19 protein-coding genes and 1 tRNA gene are annotated in these 21,674 nt (G+C 43.4%); 9 read left to right on the top strand and 11 right to left on the bottom strand.

The window, feature by feature from the left end:
- Positions 1–46 precede the first annotated feature (46 nt).
- From GJV22_RS14655 to GJV22_RS14615, 9 genes are all read right to left on the bottom strand, one after another.
- The gene (locus tag GJV22_RS14655; protein ID WP_163715295.1) at positions 47–862 is read right to left on the bottom strand and encodes an outer membrane beta-barrel protein; all 816 of its coding nucleotides are present in this window, start codon (positions 860–862) and stop codon (positions 47–49) included.
- A gap of 159 nt (positions 863–1,021) precedes the next feature.
- Positions 1,022–1,969 (bottom strand): outer membrane beta-barrel protein, encoded by a 948-nt coding sequence (locus GJV22_RS14650; RefSeq protein ID WP_163715292.1) that lies wholly within the window; start codon positions 1,967–1,969, stop codon positions 1,022–1,024.
- Between the two features lie 95 nt (positions 1,970–2,064).
- Positions 2,065–3,099, bottom strand: coding sequence for a hypothetical protein (locus tag GJV22_RS14645; RefSeq protein ID WP_163715289.1), 1,035 nt, complete (start codon positions 3,097–3,099; stop codon positions 2,065–2,067).
- 3 nt (positions 3,100–3,102) lie between these two features.
- The gene (locus tag GJV22_RS14640; protein ID WP_238480344.1) at positions 3,103–3,609 is read right to left on the bottom strand and encodes an RNA polymerase sigma factor; all 507 of its coding nucleotides are present in this window, start codon (positions 3,607–3,609) and stop codon (positions 3,103–3,105) included.
- Positions 3,610–3,624: 15 nt separating this feature from the next.
- Positions 3,625–5,259 (bottom strand): S41 family peptidase, encoded by a 1,635-nt coding sequence (locus GJV22_RS14635; RefSeq protein ID WP_163715286.1) that lies wholly within the window; start codon positions 5,257–5,259, stop codon positions 3,625–3,627.
- A 23-nt stretch (positions 5,260–5,282) separates the two neighbouring features.
- Positions 5,283–5,708, bottom strand: a complete 426-nt coding sequence (locus GJV22_RS14630) for a deoxycytidylate deaminase (RefSeq protein ID WP_163715284.1) — start codon at positions 5,706–5,708, stop codon at positions 5,283–5,285.
- Positions 5,709–5,831: 123 nt separating this feature from the next.
- Positions 5,832–6,209, bottom strand: coding sequence for a response regulator (locus GJV22_RS14625; RefSeq protein WP_163715280.1), 378 nt, complete (start codon positions 6,207–6,209; stop codon positions 5,832–5,834).
- A 112-nt stretch (positions 6,210–6,321) separates the two neighbouring features.
- Positions 6,322–6,405: transfer RNA gene (locus GJV22_RS14620), tRNA-Leu, on the bottom strand.
- Positions 6,406–6,639: 234 nt separating this feature from the next.
- Positions 6,640–8,022, bottom strand: a complete 1,383-nt coding sequence (locus GJV22_RS14615; RefSeq protein WP_163715277.1) for an MFS transporter — start codon at positions 8,020–8,022, stop codon at positions 6,640–6,642.
- Between the two features lie 126 nt (positions 8,023–8,148).
- Here GJV22_RS14615 and GJV22_RS14610 point away from each other — a divergent pair, with 126 nt between their 5' ends.
- From GJV22_RS14610 to GJV22_RS14590, 5 genes are read left to right on the top strand one after another with little or no spacing between them, the layout of a single operon-like run.
- Positions 8,149–8,727 carry an RNA polymerase sigma-70 factor gene (locus tag GJV22_RS14610; protein ID WP_163715274.1) on the top strand — a complete coding sequence of 193 codons (579 nt, stop codon included), beginning with the start codon at positions 8,149–8,151 and terminating at the stop codon, positions 8,725–8,727.
- Positions 8,728–8,771: 44 nt separating this feature from the next.
- Positions 8,772–9,773 carry a FecR family protein gene (locus GJV22_RS14605; RefSeq protein ID WP_163715270.1) on the top strand — a complete coding sequence of 334 codons (1,002 nt, stop codon included), beginning with the start codon at positions 8,772–8,774 and terminating at the stop codon, positions 9,771–9,773.
- A 20-nt stretch (positions 9,774–9,793) separates the two neighbouring features.
- Entirely contained in the window at positions 9,794–11,362 is a 1,569-nt protein-coding gene (locus GJV22_RS14600; protein WP_163715267.1) for an aspartyl protease family protein, read from the top strand.
- Positions 11,362–12,891: a carboxypeptidase-like regulatory domain-containing protein gene (locus GJV22_RS14595; protein WP_205461898.1), complete on the top strand. Its 1,530-nt coding sequence runs from the start codon at positions 11,362–11,364 to the stop codon at positions 12,889–12,891. Before GJV22_RS14600 ends, GJV22_RS14595 begins: the two co-directional genes overlap by 1 nt.
- 11 nt (positions 12,892–12,902) lie before the next feature.
- Positions 12,903–15,239: an MG2 domain-containing protein gene (locus GJV22_RS14590; protein WP_163715261.1), complete on the top strand. Its 2,337-nt coding sequence runs from the start codon at positions 12,903–12,905 to the stop codon at positions 15,237–15,239.
- A 75-nt stretch (positions 15,240–15,314) separates the two neighbouring features.
- Here the strand turns inward: GJV22_RS14590 and GJV22_RS14585 are convergent, their stop codons facing one another.
- Positions 15,315–16,298, bottom strand: coding sequence for a lipoate--protein ligase (locus tag GJV22_RS14585; RefSeq protein ID WP_163715259.1), 984 nt, complete (start codon positions 16,296–16,298; stop codon positions 15,315–15,317).
- An 85-nt stretch (positions 16,299–16,383) separates the two neighbouring features.
- Positions 16,384–18,843 carry a TonB-dependent receptor gene (locus tag GJV22_RS14580; RefSeq protein ID WP_163715256.1) on the bottom strand — a complete coding sequence of 820 codons (2,460 nt, stop codon included), beginning with the start codon at positions 18,841–18,843 and terminating at the stop codon, positions 16,384–16,386.
- A gap of 120 nt (positions 18,844–18,963) precedes the next feature.
- Here GJV22_RS14580 and dtd point away from each other — a divergent pair, with 120 nt between their 5' ends.
- The 4 genes from dtd (at position 18,964) to GJV22_RS14560 (ending at position 21,673) form a co-directional block, all read left to right on the top strand.
- Positions 18,964–19,419: a D-aminoacyl-tRNA deacylase gene (gene dtd, locus GJV22_RS14575; protein ID WP_163715253.1), complete on the top strand. Its 456-nt coding sequence runs from the start codon at positions 18,964–18,966 to the stop codon at positions 19,417–19,419.
- Positions 19,420–19,557: 138 nt separating this feature from the next.
- Positions 19,558–19,917: a nucleotide pyrophosphohydrolase gene (locus tag GJV22_RS14570; RefSeq protein WP_205461897.1), complete on the top strand. Its 360-nt coding sequence runs from the start codon at positions 19,558–19,560 to the stop codon at positions 19,915–19,917.
- Positions 19,918–19,921: 4 nt separating this feature from the next.
- Positions 19,922–20,749, top strand: coding sequence for a deoxyribose-phosphate aldolase (deoC, locus tag GJV22_RS14565; protein ID WP_163715250.1), 828 nt, complete (start codon positions 19,922–19,924; stop codon positions 20,747–20,749).
- Between the two features lie 192 nt (positions 20,750–20,941).
- On the top strand, positions 20,942–21,673 hold the full coding sequence (locus GJV22_RS14560; RefSeq protein WP_238480343.1) for a FadR/GntR family transcriptional regulator: 732 nt from the start codon (positions 20,942–20,944) through the stop codon (positions 21,671–21,673).
- Position 21,674: the final 1 nt, after the last annotated feature.

Here is a 21,674-nt window from a genome sequence, read left to right as displayed (position 1 = left end):
AACATTTAAAGCGAAGTGAACAGGAAAATAATCAGGATTTGGGCGGTTAAAAAGTGACGAAGGCTAAACCGACTGAAAAAGGGTAAAGCTCAGGTCCTCTATTGTCCTTAAACAGTGGTTGAAGGTCGTAAGTGGCAAACAGGTTAATCCAGCGATAACCCATGCGCACGGTTCCGGAAAAGCGGAAATCTCTCAGGTAGAAATCGTCTGTTTCTTTGATCTTCTTACGTTGATTGCCTTCGGAATATTTTACTTTGGTGTGTGTGTCTAGGCGAAGACTGGTAATTACACCGGTTGAAAAATAGATGCGGTTATCGTAATGACCAATCGGAACCTGGAACTCAATCAACAGGGGAGCGGTGAGGTAAACAGAAGCGAATTTTGACTTCAGTTCCTGTTCGTGCTGCAGTTTTATTGGCTCAATTCGGTCAGGCCCCTTCCGCAGACTGTAGTTCGTTGACAACCGGTAAGATTGAATATCGACCCCAACGCCGGTAACCAGACCAATAAAGTTCCGGTTGCGCTGCAAACGCATCGAAATTTGAATCAGGTTGATACTTAGACAATTTGATTGCCAAAGTTCGGGTTCCATAAACCCTTGATCTTCCTCGGCATACATGGAGTAATCTGCTTTGTCAAAGCCGTTGAAGCTGAAAAATATTCCGGCCCAGTTTCCTTTAAACCGTTCTTCCCAGAAATTGAATCCTTCCGGTTGATAGATATCCACGATCGTCGGACGGGCAATGGAGTCCGTTGCGGTAGCTATCGAATCAGTCGCAATTTTTTCCGGTTCCTGCGCCGATAAGGTATTCAGCGCTGAAACGAATAATAGAACGATTAAAAGCAGGTAGCTTTTCTTCACTGGATTTAATTTTAGGGATTCAAGTGTTTCTACAAATGTAAAAATCAATTTTGTTTTTAGCAGACATTTCGGGTTGGTCATTAACCGAAGTTAATTCATCTAAATGAAAAAAGACCTGTTTTGAGCAGGTCTTTTTACTGTGTGTCTGACTATTGTCGCTTAAAAGTTGATGAGACTAATTCCAATGGTAAACGGAAACATTTCCGGTCCTCTGTCTTCGCGGAACAAGGTTGAGAAGCTGTAAGTGGCGTATAGAGAAAAGTCGCGAAGGCCGATTCGAGCAATAGCCGAATATTTAAACGGATTGATGTTGAAACTGCCGTGATCTTTGTCTTTGGAATGGTCGTTTTTCACTTTTGAATGGGAGCCGATATTTAAGGCGCCGACCATACCACCGCTAATAAACAAGCTGTTTGAGTGATCATTCACGGGAATCTGGAATTCGAGCATGATTGGTAACGTCAGGTACGAAGCAGTTAGTTTCGACTTTTTGAAGTTGTTTTCCTCAATGTTCAACGGATGAATCAAGCCGTCATCCATTTTGTTAATGGTTATTGAGTTGTCAAACTTGTAGTTGTTCCACTGTAAGCCCAGACCCGAGACAATACCAACTCGATCTTCTTTCAGACTGATGTTGTACTCTACAAAGTTAAGGTTCACCTCAAGGGAGGCTGCCTGGCGCAATTCCATAAACTCGGACGGTACACCAATTGGGAGTTCGTTTCCGGGTTGTTTGTACAAGCTGTAGTCGGTATTTGCCAAGCCGTTTACCCCGATATCGAATCCGGACCAGTGCCCGTTAAATTTCTTTTTGTGTTTTCCCCAAGTGCAACTGCCATCATCGTCATCCTTCTCCATATTCACGTAAGTGCGGGTTTTGCCCTCTATAATTTCAATGTTGCGGCGACCAACGCGAATGGTTGTTGTGTCGCTGAAATAGTTGTCCTGGATGTTGATTTTATCGTTGAGGATACTGACCTCGGTTTTAGTAGGTTCTTCATTCACTGTAACGATGTTTTTCTTCAACACCTTAACGTTGGTGGTGTCTTGCGCCTGAATTTGCACAGCAATAAGAGCGAGTGCTGCCAGTAGGTATAACTTTTTCATAGGATTGGATTTTTACAATTTGTTTTCTCATTGCTGAATCGTCTTTTGTTTTCTTTCAGCCCTATGACGGGCAGCTGTTGCGGAATGTTACAGGCTCAGCGATTTTTTTTGAAAGGAATGGAAAAAGCAATCAAGCGACTCTCGAATTTGATCTCTTCAACTTTCCCTTTTGCGTTGCGTTCAACTTCGAATCGGTCGTTCGAAATGTTCTGGGCGGCACGCAACCCGGCATTGGTCAGGTTATTGATGGTGAAGCTTTCTCCTTTTGGAGCATCGATCAGTTTGTAAGCCAGGAATTCGTCGACGCTCAGTGTTTCCCGACTTGGGAATTGATTTCTAGTGGTAATATAAACTTCCGAAACCACCACCTTTTGAAGATCCAAATGGGCGTTTAGCGGTTGCATTTTATTCGGAATATCCTCACGCACGGCAATTAATGTTCGGTCGTCAATCGACGGGCTATCAGTTTGAAGGGCATTGGGTTTTTCGCGGACGATCGGTTTTGTTTCCGGCACATCGGCAACTGCCATATTCTCAGTTTGTGCGGGTTCTTCAATTTCCGGTTTGGCAGTTACTTCCTGACTGTCCTCGTTTTGTGTTTCGTGTGAAGGTGTAATTTGTTGGGCGATTGGAGCTTCCGGAATCACTTGGTTTTTCCTGGGAATCAAAGCCCAAACGGAGAAGAACAAGAGTAAAAGTGCCGCGATTCGCATGGGCCACAGGTAAATTGGCTTTGGTCTGTGGAGCATCTTTTCTTTCTCCGGAAACCGGATAGCCAGGTCGGGCTGAAGCTTTATCTTTTGAAGAAGCTGCAAGTCCTTCAGTTTTGCGTCATCAGTTGCTAAGTCATCCAGGAATTGCTGTTCTTCCTGCTCATTTAAATCGCCTTCAATGAAAGCTACGGATTGGAAATCGGCCGTTTCAACGTCATCGGTTTTGTACAATTTGGTTTTGTTTGCAAAGATGCCTGGCTCGGCATGAAGTTTAATCCCGGAAACAGCTTTTAGTTCCTCGGCCAGGTCGGGATTACCTTTCAGAAAATCCAAAAACTCATCCACCAAATCGTTGGGGAGGTTCCCATCGATGTAGTCAATAAAGTAGCTTTCGTAATTTGACCGGTTAATCATCATCTTTCAAACTAAAACATCCATTTTCCCAATATAATTCTTCAAAAACACCCGGGCACGGTAAATATAAACCTTTACCTGCGATTCGTTGAGTGTTGTAATCTCCGCTATTTCTTTGTAGGAATAACCTTCATAGTCGCGCAAAAGCAGTACAGAACGCTGATCGTTTGGAAGTAAAAGAATAGCCTTGCTCAGGATTTCATGCAAGTCGGAATACTGTTCAAAGTGAACATCTTCCGATCGAACTTCGTCCATCAGGCTCAGGCGGCGGTCTTTTCTTACCAGGTCAATCAAACGATGGTAAGCCGTTGAGTAGAGGTAAGCTTTCAGCTTATCGCCGGACACATTGCTACGATGAATCCAGAGCTTCTCGAAGCTGTCCTGAACAATATCGCGGGCTTTTTCTTCGTCGCGAATATTTTTCAAAACAAATCGAAAAACACCATCAGCGTGCTGCTTCACGGCAATGTTATACTCTTCAACGGTCATGGGGTTTTCTGTACATTTCCCCATATGACGAGCGAGATGTTATTTTGTTACAGCTAAAAGTTGTGTGAGCGAACGATTTTCCTCCGAAAGTTCGATGGCTTTTTGCAATGTTTTGTCGATTTGTTGAATAATCGGGTAGAATCCATCATCGCCGATAATGTTCCGGGTGATGTATGCCATGAGTTGATATTCAATGATTTTGCCAGATATTTTTAAGTCTGAAGTGCTGCGTTTAACACCTTCTCCCTCAGCATAAGCGATAAACTGATCCAACACTTTTTCTTTTTGCAAATATTGAACGAATTGTTCCGGGGTTGAAAGTTTAGCGAGTTCTACCCGGTGCTTATCGCTGTAATCGAAAGCGAAATGATAAACCAGTGCTTTCTGGGTAATTTTCGAATAATAGTCAGAATAACCAGTCGTGTCCATTGGCACAAAATAGTCGGGCATGATGCCACCACCACCGTAAACGGTTCGTCCGCCTTTGGTTTCATATTTCAAGGTGTCAGAAAACTGAATACTGTCGGCTACTTCTAATTCACCGTGTACTGCGCGGTTCATGATGTCGTGATAATATTCATCGGTTCCCTCACTGTAAGGTTTTTGAATGCAGCGTCCACTTGGTGTATAGTAACGGGCAACAGTCAGTCGCAAAGCAGAACCGTCGTTAAAAGGAATTTGCTCTTGCACCAACCCTTTTCCAAACGAACGGCGTCCAACGATAACGCCTTTGTCGTTATCCTGCAATGCACCGGCGAAAATTTCACTTGCTGAAGCTGAATATTCGTCCATCAATACAAACACACGTTTATCTTTCCAATGGGCTTTTCCGGTTGCCGAATATGTTTTCCGTGCTTGCGAATGTCCTTCTGTGTAAACAATCAAATCTCCCTCGTCCAGAAATTCATTGACCATCTTAACCGTTGCCATCAAATATCCTCCGGGGTTTCCACGTAAATCGACAATGATTTGCTTGGCACCTTCACCGGTTATTTTACTGACAGCCTCCATAAATTCGGCGACGGTCTTCTCAGCAAAACGGCTCACTTTAACATAGCCGGTACTATCATTAATCATGTAGCTAACATCAACACTGATGATTGGAATGTCGCCACGGGTAATGTCGTAACGCATTAAATCTTTGATTCCTTTTCGCTTGATTCCCACATTAACCTGTGTGCCTTTTTCTCCGCGAAGCAGGTTTAAGACGGTTTCATTTTTTACACCATTACCGGCGATAAGAGAGTCATTTACTATGACAATGCGGTCGCCCGGTTGGATCCCCAACTTAGATGAAGGGCCTCCGGAAATAACATCAACAACCTGAACGGTATCGTTGTGGATGGAAAATTGAACGCCAATGCCGCCGAAATTCCCTTGCATTTCTTCGTTAACCTCCTGCATATCACGAGCAGGAATGTAGGTTGAATGGGGATCTAGATTTTTGAGCAGAACGGGAATGGCATCTTCTACCATTTGGTCGGTACCAACCGAGTCGACATAAGCATTGGCGATTAAGTCGACAATGGTACTCAGTTTATCGGGTTTGGGTGCAGCAAAGTTCTGGAATCCACCGTGGCTGGACTGACTGGTTAGATGGTTGCCCAAAAATATTCCCACAATGACTGATACTGCTATCAATAAAGGTAAGTAGATGCTAATCCGTTTCTTCATGTTTTCGTTTTCTAATCTTTTTTTTAATCTTCAATTTCCACCTGAACGACTTCAATATTTGCTCTTTTAAGTAGTTCAATGCCATCTTCAAGCCTGTAGTTATCCGTAAAAACAACACGCTTGATGCCTGCCTGAATAATTATTTTTGAGCATTCCATACACGGCGAGGAAGTAACATACATGGTTGCGCCATCACTGCTATTGCCCGATTTGGCAACTTTGGTGATTGCATTCGCTTCAGCATGCAAAACGTATGGCTTGGTTTTATTGTTTTCGTCTTCGCAGATATTTTCAAATCCCGAGGGAGTTCCATTATAACCATCGGAAATGATCATCTGATCTTTTACTAAAATGGCGCCAACCTGGCGGCGTTTGCAATAGGAATTCTGAGCCCAAATATTGGCCATCTTGAGGTATCGCTTGTCGAGGAGGTATTGTTTTTTGTCCATTTCTTTTTTTCTGAATTTTCAAAAGTAATAAATGCGATTACTTTTGAGCTATTCTTTAACACTAAAAAACGCCCATCCTTATTAAGAAATGAGCGTTTTTCTATTCTTGGAATGGAAAGATAATCAGACGTGCATAAATTTTTCGACCAGATTCAGTAAATCTTTTGATCGGATCGGTTTGGCCAGGTAGTCGTCGCAACCGGCATCGAGTGCTTTAGCGCGGTCTTCGGCCATAGCAAAAGCTGTTTGCGCTATAACCGGAATGGCTGGATTCATTGATTTTATATGCCTGGTTGCTTCGTAGCCATTCATCTCGGGCATTTGCAAATCCATAAGAATTAAGTCAAAGTCCTGATGTTCTTTAAACAACTCAACAGCTTCCCGCCCGTTTTTGGCCCAAACAATATCTGCTTTGATTTTACTGAGTACAGCATTCAAATACAGAAAGTTTGACTCCACATCCTCTGCAATCAATATTTTGAGTGAATCAACAACAATCATGTATTTCTTTTTTATCGTGATTAACAAAGATATTGCATCTGAAACTTAAATGCTATACCCACTCACCATAATTTGATATAAAATAAAAAAGGCATCCGAAAGGATGCCTTTGTACCCGGGGCGGGAATCGAACCCGCACTCCGTTGCCAGAACTGGATTTTGAATCCAGCGCGTCTACCAATTCCGCCACCCGGGCTTGTTGGCACTGGTGGTTTTTGTTTTCCGATGTCTCGGGGTAACCACCCGTTGCTGAATTAGCGATGCAAAAATAATGGAAAAATCGTTCGCTCAAAGCAATATCTCTAAAAACTTTTTGTGTTCAATTTGACCGGACTTGCGCGCATCAATAAAATATTCTGAAATTCAATGAGATGTACGATTTGAGCGATGCTTTCCGTTTCGGATTTTTATTTCTCTTTTGGTACCAAATTCATGAATTTGCGGGCTGAACAGGTTCTTTTTTCTTTATCAAATAACCATAAACAAGCAGAGCCAGAGCTGAAATCATACCGATTCCGACAAACACAAACCAAATGTAATGGGCGTGAGCTGTTGCTTGTCGGTAAGCTTCTGCCGACTCAAACAGTTTGGGATCGGGACAATATTTGTCCAGCAGGTATCCTCCCAGTCCAAAGGCAAATAAGTACGAGAAGAACGAATGTAAATGGCTAAATCCAAGATAAAGGCCTTCTTCACCCTTAGGTGATTGCAATGAAAAATATTCCAGGTAACGGGGTGAAATAAAACATTCGGCAATGGCCTGGGAAGCAATTCCAACAATCATCATAAAAGCAACCGGGTGCAATCCGAGGATGAAGTCTTTGCCGATCAGGGTGCCGAAAGACATGATGAGAGCCGATAAAGGAATGATCAGCATCCCAATTGTCATCGATCGAAGGGCAGTATACTTCTTCATAAACGATGTGACAATATTGACCATCAGGAAGACGATCAGCGGGTTCACGTTGGCATACCAGCCGGGTGAAGCTTCCTGGCCAATCATGCGGATGACGTACTTGGGCATGGTGGCGTACATCTGACTTTGGATCATCCAAAAACCACTGATGATTAGAATCAGAACCAGTAGTTTCACATTACTGACGACTTTGACCAGGCCGGTACCAATTTCGCGAAATGATTTGCCTTGTCCTTCTGTTTTAGCAGATTTATAAAGAAAGAAAACAGCAATCAGAGCCAAGGCAGTCATGGTTGCCGAAAAGAAGTTGAGATAAACGAGTCCTTGGTCGCCCAAACTTTTTCGCAGCGGATCGACGACGGTTTTACCAATGAATGCCCCGATGTTGACCATCATATAGAAAATGGCATAACCGCGGGCCCTGGTTTCGGAGGTTGTTTCGCGAGCCACGGTACCTGAAATGACTGATTTAATAAACGAGCCACCAATAACGATTAAAACCATGACCGGCACAATTGACCACCGCAGAATGCTTTCGTTGAGCCCGTTGAAGCTTGTCTCCATGCCATAGCTCACTAGTCCGGCACTTTGCAGCATTGTGGGTAAGATTCCGAGTCCGGCATAACCAATTGTCAATAGACTGAAGGCAATGATAATCGCGCTTCTAAATCCGATTTTATCGGCATATGCGCCAACAAAGGTGGGTAACAAGTACAAAGTAGCCGAGAAAACACCGCTGATCCAGCCAGCTTCGATATCGGAAAAGCCCCAAACATTAGACAGGTAAATGGTGATAACGATAAAAATAGCGTAGTAGGCTAAACGCTCAAGCAGTTCAACTGAGTTGGCCACCCAGAATGGCCGGCTAAACCGAACAGGCAATTTTTGTTCTTTCATAGGTATTTCGTTTCAGGATTTCTACAAATATAGAATGTTTACTTATGTTGAAAAATATAGTAACAGAGGCTTCGTTTTAATGGTTTTAAGCCATCTTTGAATTTTGCACCCTATTTCCCCTGAAAGATGAAGGCAGCAACCGATCTCGAATTATTTTCAAAATTGAAACAAGACGATGAAAAAGCTTTTAGCGAGCTTTTTAATCGTTACTATTCGGGGCTTTGCCTGTTCGCTTATGGACTTTTGGACGATGATCAGAAAACCAGGGAATTGGTACAGGAGGTTTTTGTTCAACTTTGGGAAAAACGACAGCAAATTTGGGTACACACTTCCGTGAAAAGCTATCTGTTTCGGGCCGTAAAAAACCAGTTGATAAACTGGATCAATCATAAAAAGGTTGAGCAAAAATACCTGGACAAATTGGCGTCTGACGAGAAGGATAGTCAAGTTGATCAGTATTTTGTTGAAGTTGACTTACATCAAAAAATTGAAGCGAGTATCGAATCCCTTCCACCCAAACGCAAAGAAATATTCAAGCTTAGCCGCGAGGATGAACTAACGTACCGCGAAATTGCGGATCGCCTGGGGATATCCGTGAAAACGGTTGAAACGCAAATGGGATTGGCATTGAAACATTTGCGAGAGGATCTCAAAGAGTATCGCCATTTGTTGATTGGGATCAGCCTTTTTCGGAAATATTTTTGATTTTCCTTAGGGGTGTTGCCGGTGGTTCCCTGTCATAACTGCAAATGGGAACAGATAAGAACGATATCAACAAAAAATGGGCAGCCTTGGCCAAACAGTTGTTTGATGAACGGACTGCCGAAAAGTCCAATCTTGAATTGACGGATTGGGAGCCGGATGAATTGAATGATATCCGGGAAACTGCTCGTCAAATCGACCTTCATTTTAAGCAGAAAAGATTTTCACCAGAACAGGATTTACCGAAGGTTGAAGCCGCTATTCATCAAAATTCCGAAACTAAAGTTTTCAGACTAAGTTCGGTTTGGAGAAGGATCGCTGCCGTCATTCTGGTCGGCTTGCTGGTTGGCTCAGTTGCTTATTGGGCCAGTGAGGCTGGTTGGCTGAACGCACAGGAAGAAGTTGCAGCGGTTGACAATTACGGACTGACCAAAATCGAATTGGCTGATGGCTCGATGGTTACTTTGAATTACGGTAGTCATCTTTCTTATCCCGATCATTTTACTGGAAAGTACCGGGAAGTCGAGTTGGATGGAGAAGGCTTTTTTGAAGTTCTGCCCAATCCGGATCAGCCGTTTATTATTCATGCGGGGAAAGCCGATATTCAGGTTTTGGGAACTTCATTTAATGTGAATGCCTACCCGCAAACGGGTGAAGTTTCTGTGGTGGTAAAAACCGGACGTGTTCAGGTTTCATCCAGCGAAATAGCATCGACAGATGATGATGTGATTCTAACTCCCGGCGAAAAAGGTGTTTTGAATGATGATTCGCCGCAATTTCAACGAATTCAGAATGATGATCTGAATTACCTGGCCTGGAAAACACATTCATTCATTTTTAATAAAACAAGCCTCAAAGACGTCATAGAACAATTGAACAAAGTTTACAGGGTGGAGATCGCGACAGCTGATCCGGAAATGGAAAAGCTGTTGCTGACTGCCCGATTTGATGACCGGCCTGTCCGGTTTATTTTAGAGGTCATTGCGATGACTCACAAGCTGGAATTAGATCAAATCGACGAAAGCAATTATCTCTTACAGAAAAATTAAAAACTGAAAACCAATAAGCTATGAAAACGAAAAGATGGAGTGGGAGATTGGCTGCTGTGCTGGCGATCATCCTGTTGATGTTCGCTTCGTTGACAGCTTCAGCCCAAGATGACAAACCTAGAAAATCGATACTGGATCAGAATATCAGTATTGTCGCTGAAGAGGAATCGCTTTCGAATGTCATTCAGCGGATCTGTGAGTATTTCAACCTGGATTACTCGTACAATTCGAAACTGGTTGAAGGCAAAAAAGTGAGTTTGAACATTTCGAATGTGCCGATTCGGTATGTGCTGGAAAAGTTGATGAAGGACTATTACCTCATTTTCGAAATAGAGGATAATATTCTGGTGGTGCGCGATTATGTACCGCTCAAGGAATCGCTTGACTATGAACGGAAAATTCGCTACACGCCGGGTAAAAATCGCTTCGAATTCATCAATAAAAAGGATAAAAGTCTGACGATTGATTTCAAAACAGCCAGTAATCTCATCATCATTCCGGTTATCATTAATGACTCTGATACGCTGAACTTTATTTTGGATACTGGTGTTCGGATTCCGATTATTACGGAATTGCCTTTTGTTGATAAATTGAGTCTGAATTATATGCAGCCGGTTTCTATTTCCGGCTTGGGAGAAGGTGAGAGCATGACTGCTTATCGTTCAGGAAATAATACGATGAAGATCGGTAGCGGGCTGGTTTCGTACAACCAGGAAGTGCATATGGTGATTGATGATGATTTCCAGATTTCACAGATTTTGGGACTGCCTGTTCACGGACTGATTGGATTCGATTTGTTTAAAGATTTTGTTGTTGAGATTGATTACGATAATCATAAGTTGACGCTGATTAAACCGAAATATTACAGGGACCGGGTGATTAACCGCGACATTGTTATGCCAATTCACTTTGAGCACAATAAGCCCTACGTTCGGACGACCATTGTGACCGATAAAAACGAATATGTACCTGTTAAGTTGCTGGTTGATACGGGGGCCAGCGATGCCATTTGGTTGTCAACAAAATCGGATAACCGCATTGGGTTACCGGTTAATAATATTGAAGCATTCTTGGGGCGGGGATTGAACGGCGACTTATATGGGAAAAAAGGCCGTATCGGCGGTATTTGGGTTGGACCACTGATTTTGGACGAGCCCATTGTGTCATTCCCCGAGGCGGAATTAGTTGATCAGATTATAACCGATGATCGAAACGGAACGCTTGGTGCTGAGATTCTTCGTCGTTTTTATGTTACTATCGACTATCCGGGCAGCCAAATTAAGCTGAGACCAACGAGCAAAGTCAATGAAGATTTCAATTACAACATGAGCGGGCTTGAAATTTCCAATCCGTTTCCGGGAATGCCTATCTTCCAAATTGATATGGTGCGGGCTGGTTCACCAGGTGAACGTGCCGGTTTGAAAGAAAATGATCAAATTTTATCGGTAAATCGTTCTCATCATAAAAGTTTATCTTTAAATGATATAAATTTGATCCTGATGAGTAAGGAAGACCGGAAAATAAATATGACCGTTCTTCGGGAGGGGCAGGAAATTGAAACAACCTTTTATCTGGAGAAAGTCTTTTAATGCGGAAATACCGGCAAATATTCAGCTTCTTGATCTTTTGGTATGTGGCTATTAGCGCTGCGGCTCAAGATCAGGAAGCTGTTTTTTTGTCGAAAAGCATTAGTCTGAACGTTGAAAATGAGCATTTGGATCGGGTGCTCGATCGGATTTCAAAGCTTGCCGGAATTAACTTTTCGTACGATCCTACTTTGTTGGATACAGAGCTTCCGGTAACGGTTTCTTATGTTGATAAGCCATTGGAATTTGTATTGACTGATTTGCTGGGCCGTGAGTTCACTTTTCAGGAGCTCGGAAATCAACTTATCATCCGAATGCGCGAAGCAAACCAGGAATCAGCATCATTATTGGATGGTTACCGAATTGTGCGCGGTGTAATCCGCGATCAGGAGTTCAATGAGGCGATTCCTTATGCTAGTATTTCAATTTTGAATAAGGCATTTGGAACGATATCAAATACAGAAGGTCGGTTTGAACTGAAAATTCCGCCTAAGTACCAGCACGAGGATTTGGTGTTTTCCTGTTTGGGCTACCGCAGGGAACTGATTCAATTGGATAGCCTAAAAGACGAAGACCTTTTAATGGAGCTTCAACCCGTCAATATTCGCTTGAAAGAGATTAAAGTCCGGGCCATAAAGCCGCTTTGGGTGTTGGAGCAAATGGTCGGTCATATCGGTGAAAATTACCCGGATGGAAGTAGGTTGATGACTGCTTTTTATCGGGAAGTGCTGACTCAGGATGACGTTTATATTAATGTTTCCGAAGCGGTCATTCAATTGTTGAAAGCCTCGTACAGCATGCCTTTTCGCGACGATAAAATTCGTTTTTTGAAAGGGCGTAAAAGTCCGGATGTTGAAACGTTCCAGTGGGTCGATTTCAAGATGCAGGGAGGTCCGTATTACACCACCCAGCTGGATGTGGTCAAAACGATGGATTCTTTCTTAGATGAAGATTATCGGTCGAATTACAAGTATGAAGCCGGGAGTATGATTGACTATTTGGGGAGACCGGCCTACGTAATTTATTTCTCGCCCTTGGGAAAGAACGATTTTCTGACCTATTCGGGCAAGCTGTTTATCGATCAGGAAACCTTCGCTTTGGTTCACGCTGAGTTCAGTTTGTCGAAAAGTGGTATCCGGATTGCCAGGGAACAGCTGATCCGGAAAAAGCCGAAAGGTTTTAATGTTCGGGCGCTAAATCTGGATTACCAGGTCAGTTACCGGCAAAACGAAGGCTTGTGGTATCTAAACACGGCTCAGTCATCGGTCAGTTTTCGCGTGCGCAGCCGGAGCGATCAGGTCAATTCTGTTTTTCACAGTGTTTCCGATTTACTGGTGACAAGCCATAAACCCACTCGTTTGCGGCGTTTCCCAAAAGAGGAGCAGCTGAATGCTTCTGATATTTTTACCGAGATGATTACCGATTATGATCCCGATTTCTGGGGGAATTACAACATTATAGCGCCTACCGACGATTTGCGTAAAGCAATTAAATCGCTGACCGTTGTAGGGAAAAACAACCAACCCAACTAACTCATATAGCCATGAAACAACTGCTAACCGTCTTTTTTTGTTCGTTGACTTTGTTCTGCTTTTCGCAGGATCAAGATTCCTTTGAGATGATCCACAAGATGCTGAATAATCATTTCAAACAATATCCTTCAGAAAACATTTTTGTGCAAACCGATCGTGATTTATATCGTGCCGGCGACATCGTCTGGTTCACCGGTTTTGCTCGTAACCCAGCTTTAAATGGTTTAGGAACCGTTAGTGACAACTTGGTTGTGGTCGTTTACGACGAGGCCGGAGAGCCGATTAATGAAGATAAGTATAAAATGGTTGGAGGTCTGTGTCGCGGTGATTTTGATTTGCCCAAGGACATCGACCCCGGTCGGTATGTGCTGGCAGCCTACAGCGGAGGTACAATATTCCCCAATGAGGTGTTTATGAAGCTGATTTATGTCGATCAATTCAATTCAAACAGCTTATTGGTTAAGACTGAAGAGAACGTGAAAACACTGGTTCCCGGTAGACTGAATGAACTACTTTTTGTGGTTTCCGAGATGGACGGAAAGGCTTTTGAGGGGAAAGTGAACTACCAGTTGATGAACGGCAGCGAGCTTATTATTGACGGCAAAGTAAAAGCCGATGAAAACGGTCTTGTCAGGCTAAATATTGATGTTCCTGATCGGCAATTCGACCAGCCGTTGACTTTGACTTTATTGGATGGAAGAGCTGAGGTTTATTCATCGATGTTTCATATTGAAAGTGAGAAAATTAGTCTGCAGTTTTCTGCTGAAGGAGGCAACTTTATTGCCGGGATAAGACAAAATATCGCTTTCCGGGCAACAAATACCTTGGGGCAAGCTGTCTCCCTTAAGGCTGCTTTGCAGGAAAAAACTTCCGAAGATCAGATCATGCAAGTTAATACCCTGGCTCCGGGCTTAGGTATTTTTCCGTTGACAGCGAAAGTTGGGAAAACGTATCAACTAAAAGTTACGGAAGGGGCCGGAAAAGGGCAGGTGTTCGACCTACCTGAATATAAGGCTGAAGGTGTTTCATTGGCAGTAGGGCGGATGGACGAAGGATTTATATACAGCACGGTGAATTTGGTTGGAATGTCCTCCAAAGACTTGATTTTTGCTGCCTTTAGAGGTGGAACGATGATTTGGGGAGCCGAGTTGACAGTTGATGGTGGGCTGAGTCTGAAGGTTCCCAAAGACGGATTCTCTCATGGAATTTGTCAACTAATGATTTTTGATCAACAGCTGAAGCCGCTTGCCGATCGGTTAATTTATGTCGAAAAAGAAGGGGATTTGGCGATTGATGCAGTGTTGGCGCAGAATCCGATTGAGCGAAATACAGCTGAAGGTTTAAAGATCGGATTGTTGGATGAAAATGAATCGACGCTGGCGGGAGTAGCAACGATCAGTGTTTGCCCGAAGGCATTGTTATCACTGGATGCACCCTCAATTGAAAGTCAGCTGATGGTTAATGGCTGGTTGGAGAGTCCGATTTCAAGCGTCAAACAGCTTGTCCGAAGTGGGAAATTGAGCGAGTCATCAATCAACTATTTGCTCATTGGTAATCAGTTTCGCAATAGTGACTGGAAAAGTATTCAGCAATCGCAGAAAACCGTTAAACAAGCAGAGGGCATCAGTCGGGTCCGATTGGAAGAGGACTTGCCGAAACAGGTTGAAAGTTTCCTGAATCAGCATGTTTTTGATCGCAAACCGGAATTTACAGTCGAATTTTTTACCGAAAATCCAACATTATTTCAAAAGGTAAAACCCAAGCGGACAATCGCTGCACAGGGAAACTCATACAAACAATTCTTGAGCTCAGGCTCGTCCGTATTGGATGCGATTGAGATGATCAAGCCTTTCACGATGGACGGAGATAAGATTATTTTCCCGGGAGGAAACAACTCATTGATTGCACAGGATGGCGCGTTGATCGTCATCGATGGACAGAAAATGGGAACAAGTGCTTCAGTGTTGGCGTCTATTTCACCCCACGATGTGGAATCGATAGATATTTCTACCCGTCCAATCGATATTCAGCAATATACGGGTTTGAATTCAGTTGGTCTGATTGATATTAAAACGAAAAGAGGAGAATGGGTGGATGAGGCCGAGGAGGAGCCAATCAAGCAATATGAGGGAGGAAACCGCATTTCGCGTGACTTTACCGAAACTATCGTGAGTATGGACGATAATCAATCCCTAACGCTCTTTTGGGAGCCGGCAATGGGTGTCGACGAGCTGGTTAATCAGCAACTTCCCGCAAGTAAAACTAAAGGAACCTTTGTTGTGCAGGTTTTGGCTATAGATAATCAGGGTCGCGTCGCGTCCAAATCAATAGAGTTGGATGTGAAATAACACTTTCAATCAGGAGTACGAAGTAAGTTCGCTCAAATTCCGGGGGCACTTAGTTCGTATTCACTGGTGATTTTTTTAAAGCAATTGATCCAGTAGTTCGTCAACTTGTAAACCTTCTCGCTGAAGTTCTTCTTTCATAATTTGAAAGGACGGTTCCAGCGCTTCGAGCGCATGACTTTTTCCGCGCAACAGCTCGGTTAATTTAAAGGCCAGTTCACCGGAAATATTGCCTTCCCATTCTGACTGGTCGATTTTCCCTTTTACAATTTGCAGCATCACTTTGAGTTCGCCACCCGAAAATTTCACGGTGTTGCGGTATTTGTATTTGGGCGAATAACCGTAAATCCAGTCCCATTGGCAATATTTTTCGTCGCGCAAAACTTGAACGGCTGCTTTGTCTTTGTCTGTTAATTCAGTATATTGATAGTCGGGGAAACTTTGGGCAATGGTTTTGAACATGAAGTTGCTGAATTCGTCCACATTCATGGGGTTCTGCAAATAGTCGGCAATATTGGTTACTTCGCTCCTGTTCGACTGCACAGCCTTATCTTCAAAACGCGAAAGATCAACTTTGAGGGCCTTTTTTAGTCGCTTCAACTGACTGTTAAATAGTAGCGTGCCGTGATGCAAAACCCGCTTTCGGAACACGTGTTGCGCATTTCCCGATATCTTTTTCCCATCCAAAACCAAGTCGTCACGTTTACTGCTGGTTATTTCCAATCCCAGCTTCTCCAAGGCCTCTTTTACCGGTTGCAGGAAGATCTTGTAATTCACCTCTTCAATTTTTTCCACTTTCCGCATGAAGGTGAAGTTGAGGTTTCCGGGATCGTGAAATACAGTTCCCCCTCCGGATAAACGCCGGGCAACTTTGATATTCTTTTCTTTCACATAGCGGTGATTGATCTCAGCCAGTGCGTTCTGATGTTTCCCTACAACGATGGAGCTTTCGCTACTCCAAAGCATGAAGATATCTTCCTCAAAATTTTTCAGTAAATATTCTTCCGTTGCCAGGTTGAAATAAGGGTCCGGATTATTCAGGTGGAAACAAAGTACGGTCATTTGGATAATCTTGTAAGCATTCCCGTTGTTTGGGAATTTTAATTTTGATGCAAATATAGCCCATGGCTGTCAAAAACACTTCAATTTAGAACTGAAGGATGACTCCAATTGTCGGTAAAACTGTGCCGGATTCGTCTTTGATCCGTTTCAATTGATAGCGGGTTCCGTTATCGGTTGTGATAAACTGACCGTTAGCATCTTCTTCACGAACTAAAATATCCTGGTTTTCATTTTTAAAACTGTAGAAATTTTGGAAGTCGATGTAGAACTTTGCGGTCATTTTTTTGAGGTAGTAAGCTTTGTCGATACGAAGGTCGAGTTGATGAAAAGCTTTGAACCGCCGGGTATTCCATTGATTGGTGTCCAGGTAGGGGCCATTGTTGGCATTCCAGGCTTCCACGAGGCTTGAGCGGTCCATGTCGTATGGCGTGTAGGGTAGTCCTCCCACAAAGCGCCAACGTGCTCCAATCTGCCAGTTTCGTTTCAGTTTTTTGGTTGAGGTTACGACAAGCACATGTCGGCTGTCCCAGCTTGATGGAATGAGTTGCCCATTTTTATCCTTAAATTCGCTGCGTACGTAGGTGTACGACAGGTTGAAACTAAACTTGCCAGGCAGCGAATACCGACTTTGTAGTTCTGCTCCGTAGGCCCGTCCCCAGGATATTGAACGGACTTCTTCGTTGCCGATTACGCCAAAATCAGCACCCAGATTTGCCAGGCTGATGGAGTCGTTCACCGAAAATGGGTAGTCGCTGTATTTCTTCCAAAATCCTTCGAGACTCAGAAAAAGGTTGCTTTTGGGTTGGAACGAAAGTCCGGCGATGTAGTGGTCAGCCTGAATGTATTTTAGGCCATTGTTTTTGTTCAGGTAGATGTTGTTTTCCTGGTAGCCCATTGCCGTGTAGGGTGGGAGCTGGTAATACCGACCGGTGTTAAAGTTGATGCTCCATCGGGAATCGAGTTTCCACGAAGCCGAAAGTCGCGGCGAAAGCTGATCGAATGGTGATTTCATGTCGCTTGAGTAATTGTCCGCATCAAGCCGCAAACCCAAACTCAGGCTTAATCGATCATTCAGAAATGTTTGGCTGGCTTGGGCAAAGAGTCCCCATTTGATGAAATCCAGTTTCGTATCGTAATCTACCTGAAGCGGACCGTCGTCATAATAGCGGGTTTGTAACGTCTGGTTGGTGTAATGTACAAAATCGATATTGGCACCAAAATTTATTTTTGTCTGTCCCGAGCGAATCGAATTTTCATAGCGAATCTTGTTTTCTGCTTCCTGTGAATGGTAGTCCAGCGTTTTGTTGCTTTCAGAGCTTTCGTCGTTGTCCAGGTATTTTTCAGCTTCATTATTCAAATGATTGCGGCTGAAAACGAGTGTCTGATAGCCATTTTCGTGATAACGTTTGTAAACGGCCCCAATAGTATAGCTCCACTGTCGGTTGGTTGGGATGGATGCTAAAATGTATTTCTGCTGTTCGTCCGGATTTTCAATATCTGTGTTCAGGGTCGTAATATCAAAGGCTCCCAGACCGATGATTGAAATCTCGTTTTTACGGTCAATTCGGGTTTTTACTTTAAACTGAACATCGTTAAAGGTCGGCAGGAAGGGCATATCCAATAGTCCGAAAAGTAACTGTAAATAGGATCGCCGTGCTGAAAAAATATAGCTGGTTTTTTCTCCAATTGGGCCGTCGATGGTCGCGCTAACTTCGGAGGCACCGACCGATGCTTGGCCCCTGAATTTGTCGTTGTTGCCATCAACCAGCGAGAACTCAAAAACTCCGCTGAGCGCGTTTCCCCTGTTAGCCGGGAAAGCTCCGGAGTAATATTCAACTTCACGCAGCAAGTCGGCGTTAATAATCCCAACCGGACCACCCGATGCACCTTGTGTGGCAAAGTGGTTGATGTTGGGAACTTCGACGCCATCGAGAAAGAATCGGCTCTCGGCCGGTCCACCACCTCGAATGATGATGTCGTTTCGAAAGGAAGGAGTCGATTGCACTCCGGCAAATGATTGGATAACCTTGGAAATATCGCGATTGGCACCCGGACTGTTCTCGATTTCCGAAATACTGATCGTTTTTAGCGAAACCGGGCTTTCTTCAGTGGTTCTGTATGGCGATGCCGAAACGGTTATTTCATTTAATTCGGTGTTGGTTCGTTCCATGCCAATTTCAACATGGGCTGTTTTGGCATTGCTGATTTCCAGTTCAGAAGAGATTGCATTTTTGTACCCAATAAGCGAAACTTCAATTCGAATAAAACCCGGTTGCAAGCCCGATATTTCGAAAGTTCCGTCTTCTGAGCTTGTTGTGCCAATAGTTGTTCCGGAAATGATAATGTTGGAGAAAGGCAGACTTTGGTTGCTGTTTAGATCGTAAATCCGCCCATGAACGCTCCCTTGCTGGCTCATGGCCATAAAAGGGGCGAGAAGCAATGTGACTATTAGCCAAATCTTGTTGGTTTTGTTTTGACTTCTCGCAATATATTTCGGTTTCTTTTTACCGGTAGTTCGTGAATATCTGGTGACTTTTCTTTTCATCCTTATCTTTGATCTTCTGAGTTTGAAGTTTGCATTCTGTTTAAAATGATAATTGATTCCTTAAACAAAAGGACACGGTGCTTGTTCGAGTAACGGCTTTAAAATAACAAATAACTAATTATGCGAGTAGTCATTCAACGAGTTTCATCGGCTTCAGTAACAATTGGAGGCCAAATTAAATCAGCAATTCAGAGCGGACTATTGATTTTGCTGGGTGTAGAGGATGCTGATACGGATGCAGATATAGACTGGTTGGTAAAGAAGATTTGCCAATTGCGCATATTTGATGATGCGGGAGGTGTTATGAATGAATCGTTGGAGGATGTGGGTGGTGACGCCTTGGTCGTGAGTCAGTTTACGCTGCATGCCAATACTAAAAAGGGAAACCGGCCATCGTATATTCGGGCTTCGCGACCCGAATTCGCCGTGCCGATGTATGAACAGTTTTTGCTTGCCTTGGAGAGTAAGCTGGGGAAACCGGTTGGTAGTGGGGAGTTTGGTGCTGACATGAAGGTTAAGCTATTAAATGACGGTCCGGTTACAATAATCATTGACTCGCAGAATAAGGATTTCTAGGCCTTTTCTACTGCCAACGTAAAAGTTTCAATTTTTGCCGGTTAATTTGTGTTGGATTGCGTGTTTAGAAAAACAACAAATAGGGAGGTAACCTTAAACTAGGATTCCGTAACTTCGTATAACAAAACGAACATATTGATGGGCGAAAAAGAAGAAGATCAAAAATCGGTGACGATACCGGAAGCACAACAGTTAGTTGATAATTGGATTAAAACAATTGGTGTGCGCTATTTCAGCGAGTTGACCAACATGGCTATTTTGACAGAAGAAGTGGGAGAGTTGGCTCGTATTATGGCTCGGACTTATGGTGATCAGTCTTTTAAAAAATCGGATTTGGGGAAGGATTTGGGTGAAGAGATGGCCGATGTGCTTTGGGTGTTGATTTGCCTGGCCAACCAAACCGGTGTTGATCTGAATGAGGCTTTTTTGAAAAGTATGGATAAGAAAACGCAGCGGGATAAAACCCGTCATCAAAATAATTCGAAACTTAAATCATAAAAAGATGACAATTCAGGCTGAAATGGCTGCTTTGAAAGCAAATGCCAAAACTTATAACAACAGCGAAATGCAGCAATTGGCATTTTCATGCATCGACCTGACCACTCTTAATTCAACAGACACTGTTAGCCATGTGAAAGCATTTGCCGGGCGGGTGAATGATTTTACAAACGATTACCCGACACTACCCAATGTGGCGGCGATTTGTGTGTATCCGAATATGGTGCCCAGTGTAAAAGAAGTGTTGAATGTTGAAGGGGTTAATATTGCCGCAGTGGCAGGTGGTTTTCCGGCGAGCATGACATTTATTGAAGTTAAGGTGAAGGAGGCACGGATGGCGGTTGATCTGGGAGCTGATGAAATTGACATCGTACTTCCACTGTGGGCTTTTTTAGACGGTAATAAGCTCAATTGTCAGGAAGAAATTGTCACCGTTAAAGAAGCGATCGGTGATGCTCATTTAAAGGTGATTTTGGAAAGTGGTGCCTTGGCTGAGCCAGAAAAAATCTATCATGCTGCGATGCTTGCCATGGAGGCCGGAGCTGATTTTATAAAAACATCAACCGGTAAAATGAACCCGGCAGCGACACCGGAGGCTGCTGTTGTGATATGCCGCGCAATCAAAGATTTCTGGATGAAGACCGGTCGGAAAGTTGGTTTTAAACCTGCCGGAGGAATTTCCACAACTGAAGATGCACTGCTTTATTTGACGATTGTGAAAGAAATTCTGGGTGCTGAATGGTTGAATCCGGAATTGTTCCGGATTGGTGCCAGCCGGTTAGCAAATAACTTGCTAAGTGACATGTTCGGTGAGGAAATCAAATACTTCTAAATTCAAAATAATACCATACTAAGGCGTCATTCGATGAGTTTGATGCCTTTTTTGTTCTTGCGACTTTTGGAAGACAATTCAGCTTGGCTGCGTAGATAAATTACAGTCAACAATCGACTTTAATTTCAGTGATTAAGCAGAATCCTCAAAAAATTAATTTAATTTGTAATTGTGGCAGTTAGATAGTGAATTATGGGCGAAATGAATGATATCTTTCAGAAAATAGGCACAACTCAAACGTTAAGTCAGAAGATTGAGCGAAATATTGAGCGTGCTATTCGGGAGAAAAAACTTCCGATAGGATCGAAATTACCCTCGGAGAGGGAGTTGTGTGAAATGTTTGCTGTGAGTCGAACTGCCCTGCGAGAAGCACTTCGTCGCTTGAGTGCCCGTGGTCTCATTGAAATCCGCAAAGGCAGTGGGATGATCGTGAAAAAGATCAATATGAAAGACGCGATCGATTCTCTGAACCTCTATTACGATCTCAAATTCGACATGGATCTGATCACACAGATCATCGAGTTGAGATTAGCCTTTGAGCCGGAAATTGCAAAGATGGCAGCGATGAATCGCACGGATGACGATTTAAAAAGCCTGGAATCCAATTTGATCGAGTTTGCAGCCTGTGATTCCGACAACACGCAGTTAGAGTCTGATTTGGACAATAAATTTCACTTGACTGTTGCTCGGGCCACTGGTAATCCTTTTGTTATTGTGACCATGGAGCCAGTGCATAATTTGTTGCCCCGGATGCGTAATTTTATTTATGCCAATATTGAGGGAGAAAAGGAAATTACCCTTGGGTATCACAAAGAAATTGTCAATGCGATCCGGGAGAAAGATGCCGACCGTGCCTACGAAAAAATGCAGGCACATATTGGTCGTAACATGCAGGTCTATAATAAATTTCTAAAAAATTCCTGAA

This window comes from Mangrovibacterium lignilyticum, from assembly GCF_010882175.1.
In the GTDB taxonomy this organism is placed as follows: Bacteria; Bacteroidota; Bacteroidia; order Bacteroidales; family Prolixibacteraceae; genus Mangrovibacterium; species Mangrovibacterium lignilyticum.
The sequence above is the reverse complement of the archived record's forward strand: the minus strand, read 5'-3'. Positions and strand labels throughout refer to the sequence as shown.

Excerpts from the sequence above, each read along its gene's own strand:
- GJV22_RS14590 (WP_163715261.1), top strand. The coding sequence starts at position 12,903 with ATGAAACAACTGCTAACCGTCTTTTTTTGTTCGTTGACTTTGTTCTGC.
- GJV22_RS14595 (WP_205461898.1), top strand. The coding sequence starts at position 11,362 with ATGCGGAAATACCGGCAAATATTCAGCTTCTTGATCTTTTGGTATGTG.
- deoC (WP_163715250.1), top strand. The coding sequence starts at position 19,922 with ATGACAATTCAGGCTGAAATGGCTGCTTTGAAAGCAAATGCCAAAACT.
- GJV22_RS14635 (WP_163715286.1), bottom strand. The coding sequence starts at position 5,259 with ATGAAGAAACGGATTAGCATCTACTTACCTTTATTGATAGCAGTATCA.
- GJV22_RS14640 (WP_238480344.1), bottom strand. The coding sequence starts at position 3,609 with ATGGGGAAATGTACAGAAAACCCCATGACCGTTGAAGAGTATAACATT.
- GJV22_RS14570 (WP_205461897.1), top strand. The coding sequence starts at position 19,558 with ATGGGCGAAAAAGAAGAAGATCAAAAATCGGTGACGATACCGGAAGCA.
- GJV22_RS14580 (WP_163715256.1), bottom strand. The coding sequence starts at position 18,843 with ATGAAAAGAAAAGTCACCAGATATTCACGAACTACCGGTAAAAAGAAA.
- GJV22_RS14605 (WP_163715270.1), top strand. The coding sequence starts at position 8,772 with ATGGGAACAGATAAGAACGATATCAACAAAAAATGGGCAGCCTTGGCC.
- dtd (WP_163715253.1), top strand. The coding sequence starts at position 18,964 with ATGCGAGTAGTCATTCAACGAGTTTCATCGGCTTCAGTAACAATTGGA.
- GJV22_RS14585 (WP_163715259.1), bottom strand. The coding sequence starts at position 16,298 with ATGACCGTACTTTGTTTCCACCTGAATAATCCGGACCCTTATTTCAAC.
- GJV22_RS14560 (WP_238480343.1), top strand. The coding sequence starts at position 20,942 with ATGGGCGAAATGAATGATATCTTTCAGAAAATAGGCACAACTCAAACG.
- GJV22_RS14645 (WP_163715289.1), bottom strand. The coding sequence starts at position 3,099 with ATGATGATTAACCGGTCAAATTACGAAAGCTACTTTATTGACTACATC.
- GJV22_RS14625 (WP_163715280.1), bottom strand. The coding sequence starts at position 6,209 with ATGATTGTTGTTGATTCACTCAAAATATTGATTGCAGAGGATGTGGAG.
- GJV22_RS14610 (WP_163715274.1), top strand. The coding sequence starts at position 8,149 with ATGAAGGCAGCAACCGATCTCGAATTATTTTCAAAATTGAAACAAGAC.
- GJV22_RS14615 (WP_163715277.1), bottom strand. The coding sequence starts at position 8,022 with ATGAAAGAACAAAAATTGCCTGTTCGGTTTAGCCGGCCATTCTGGGTG.
- GJV22_RS14630 (WP_163715284.1), bottom strand. The coding sequence starts at position 5,708 with ATGGACAAAAAACAATACCTCCTCGACAAGCGATACCTCAAGATGGCC.
- GJV22_RS14600 (WP_163715267.1), top strand. The coding sequence starts at position 9,794 with ATGAAAACGAAAAGATGGAGTGGGAGATTGGCTGCTGTGCTGGCGATC.
- GJV22_RS14650 (WP_163715292.1), bottom strand. The coding sequence starts at position 1,969 with ATGAAAAAGTTATACCTACTGGCAGCACTCGCTCTTATTGCTGTGCAA.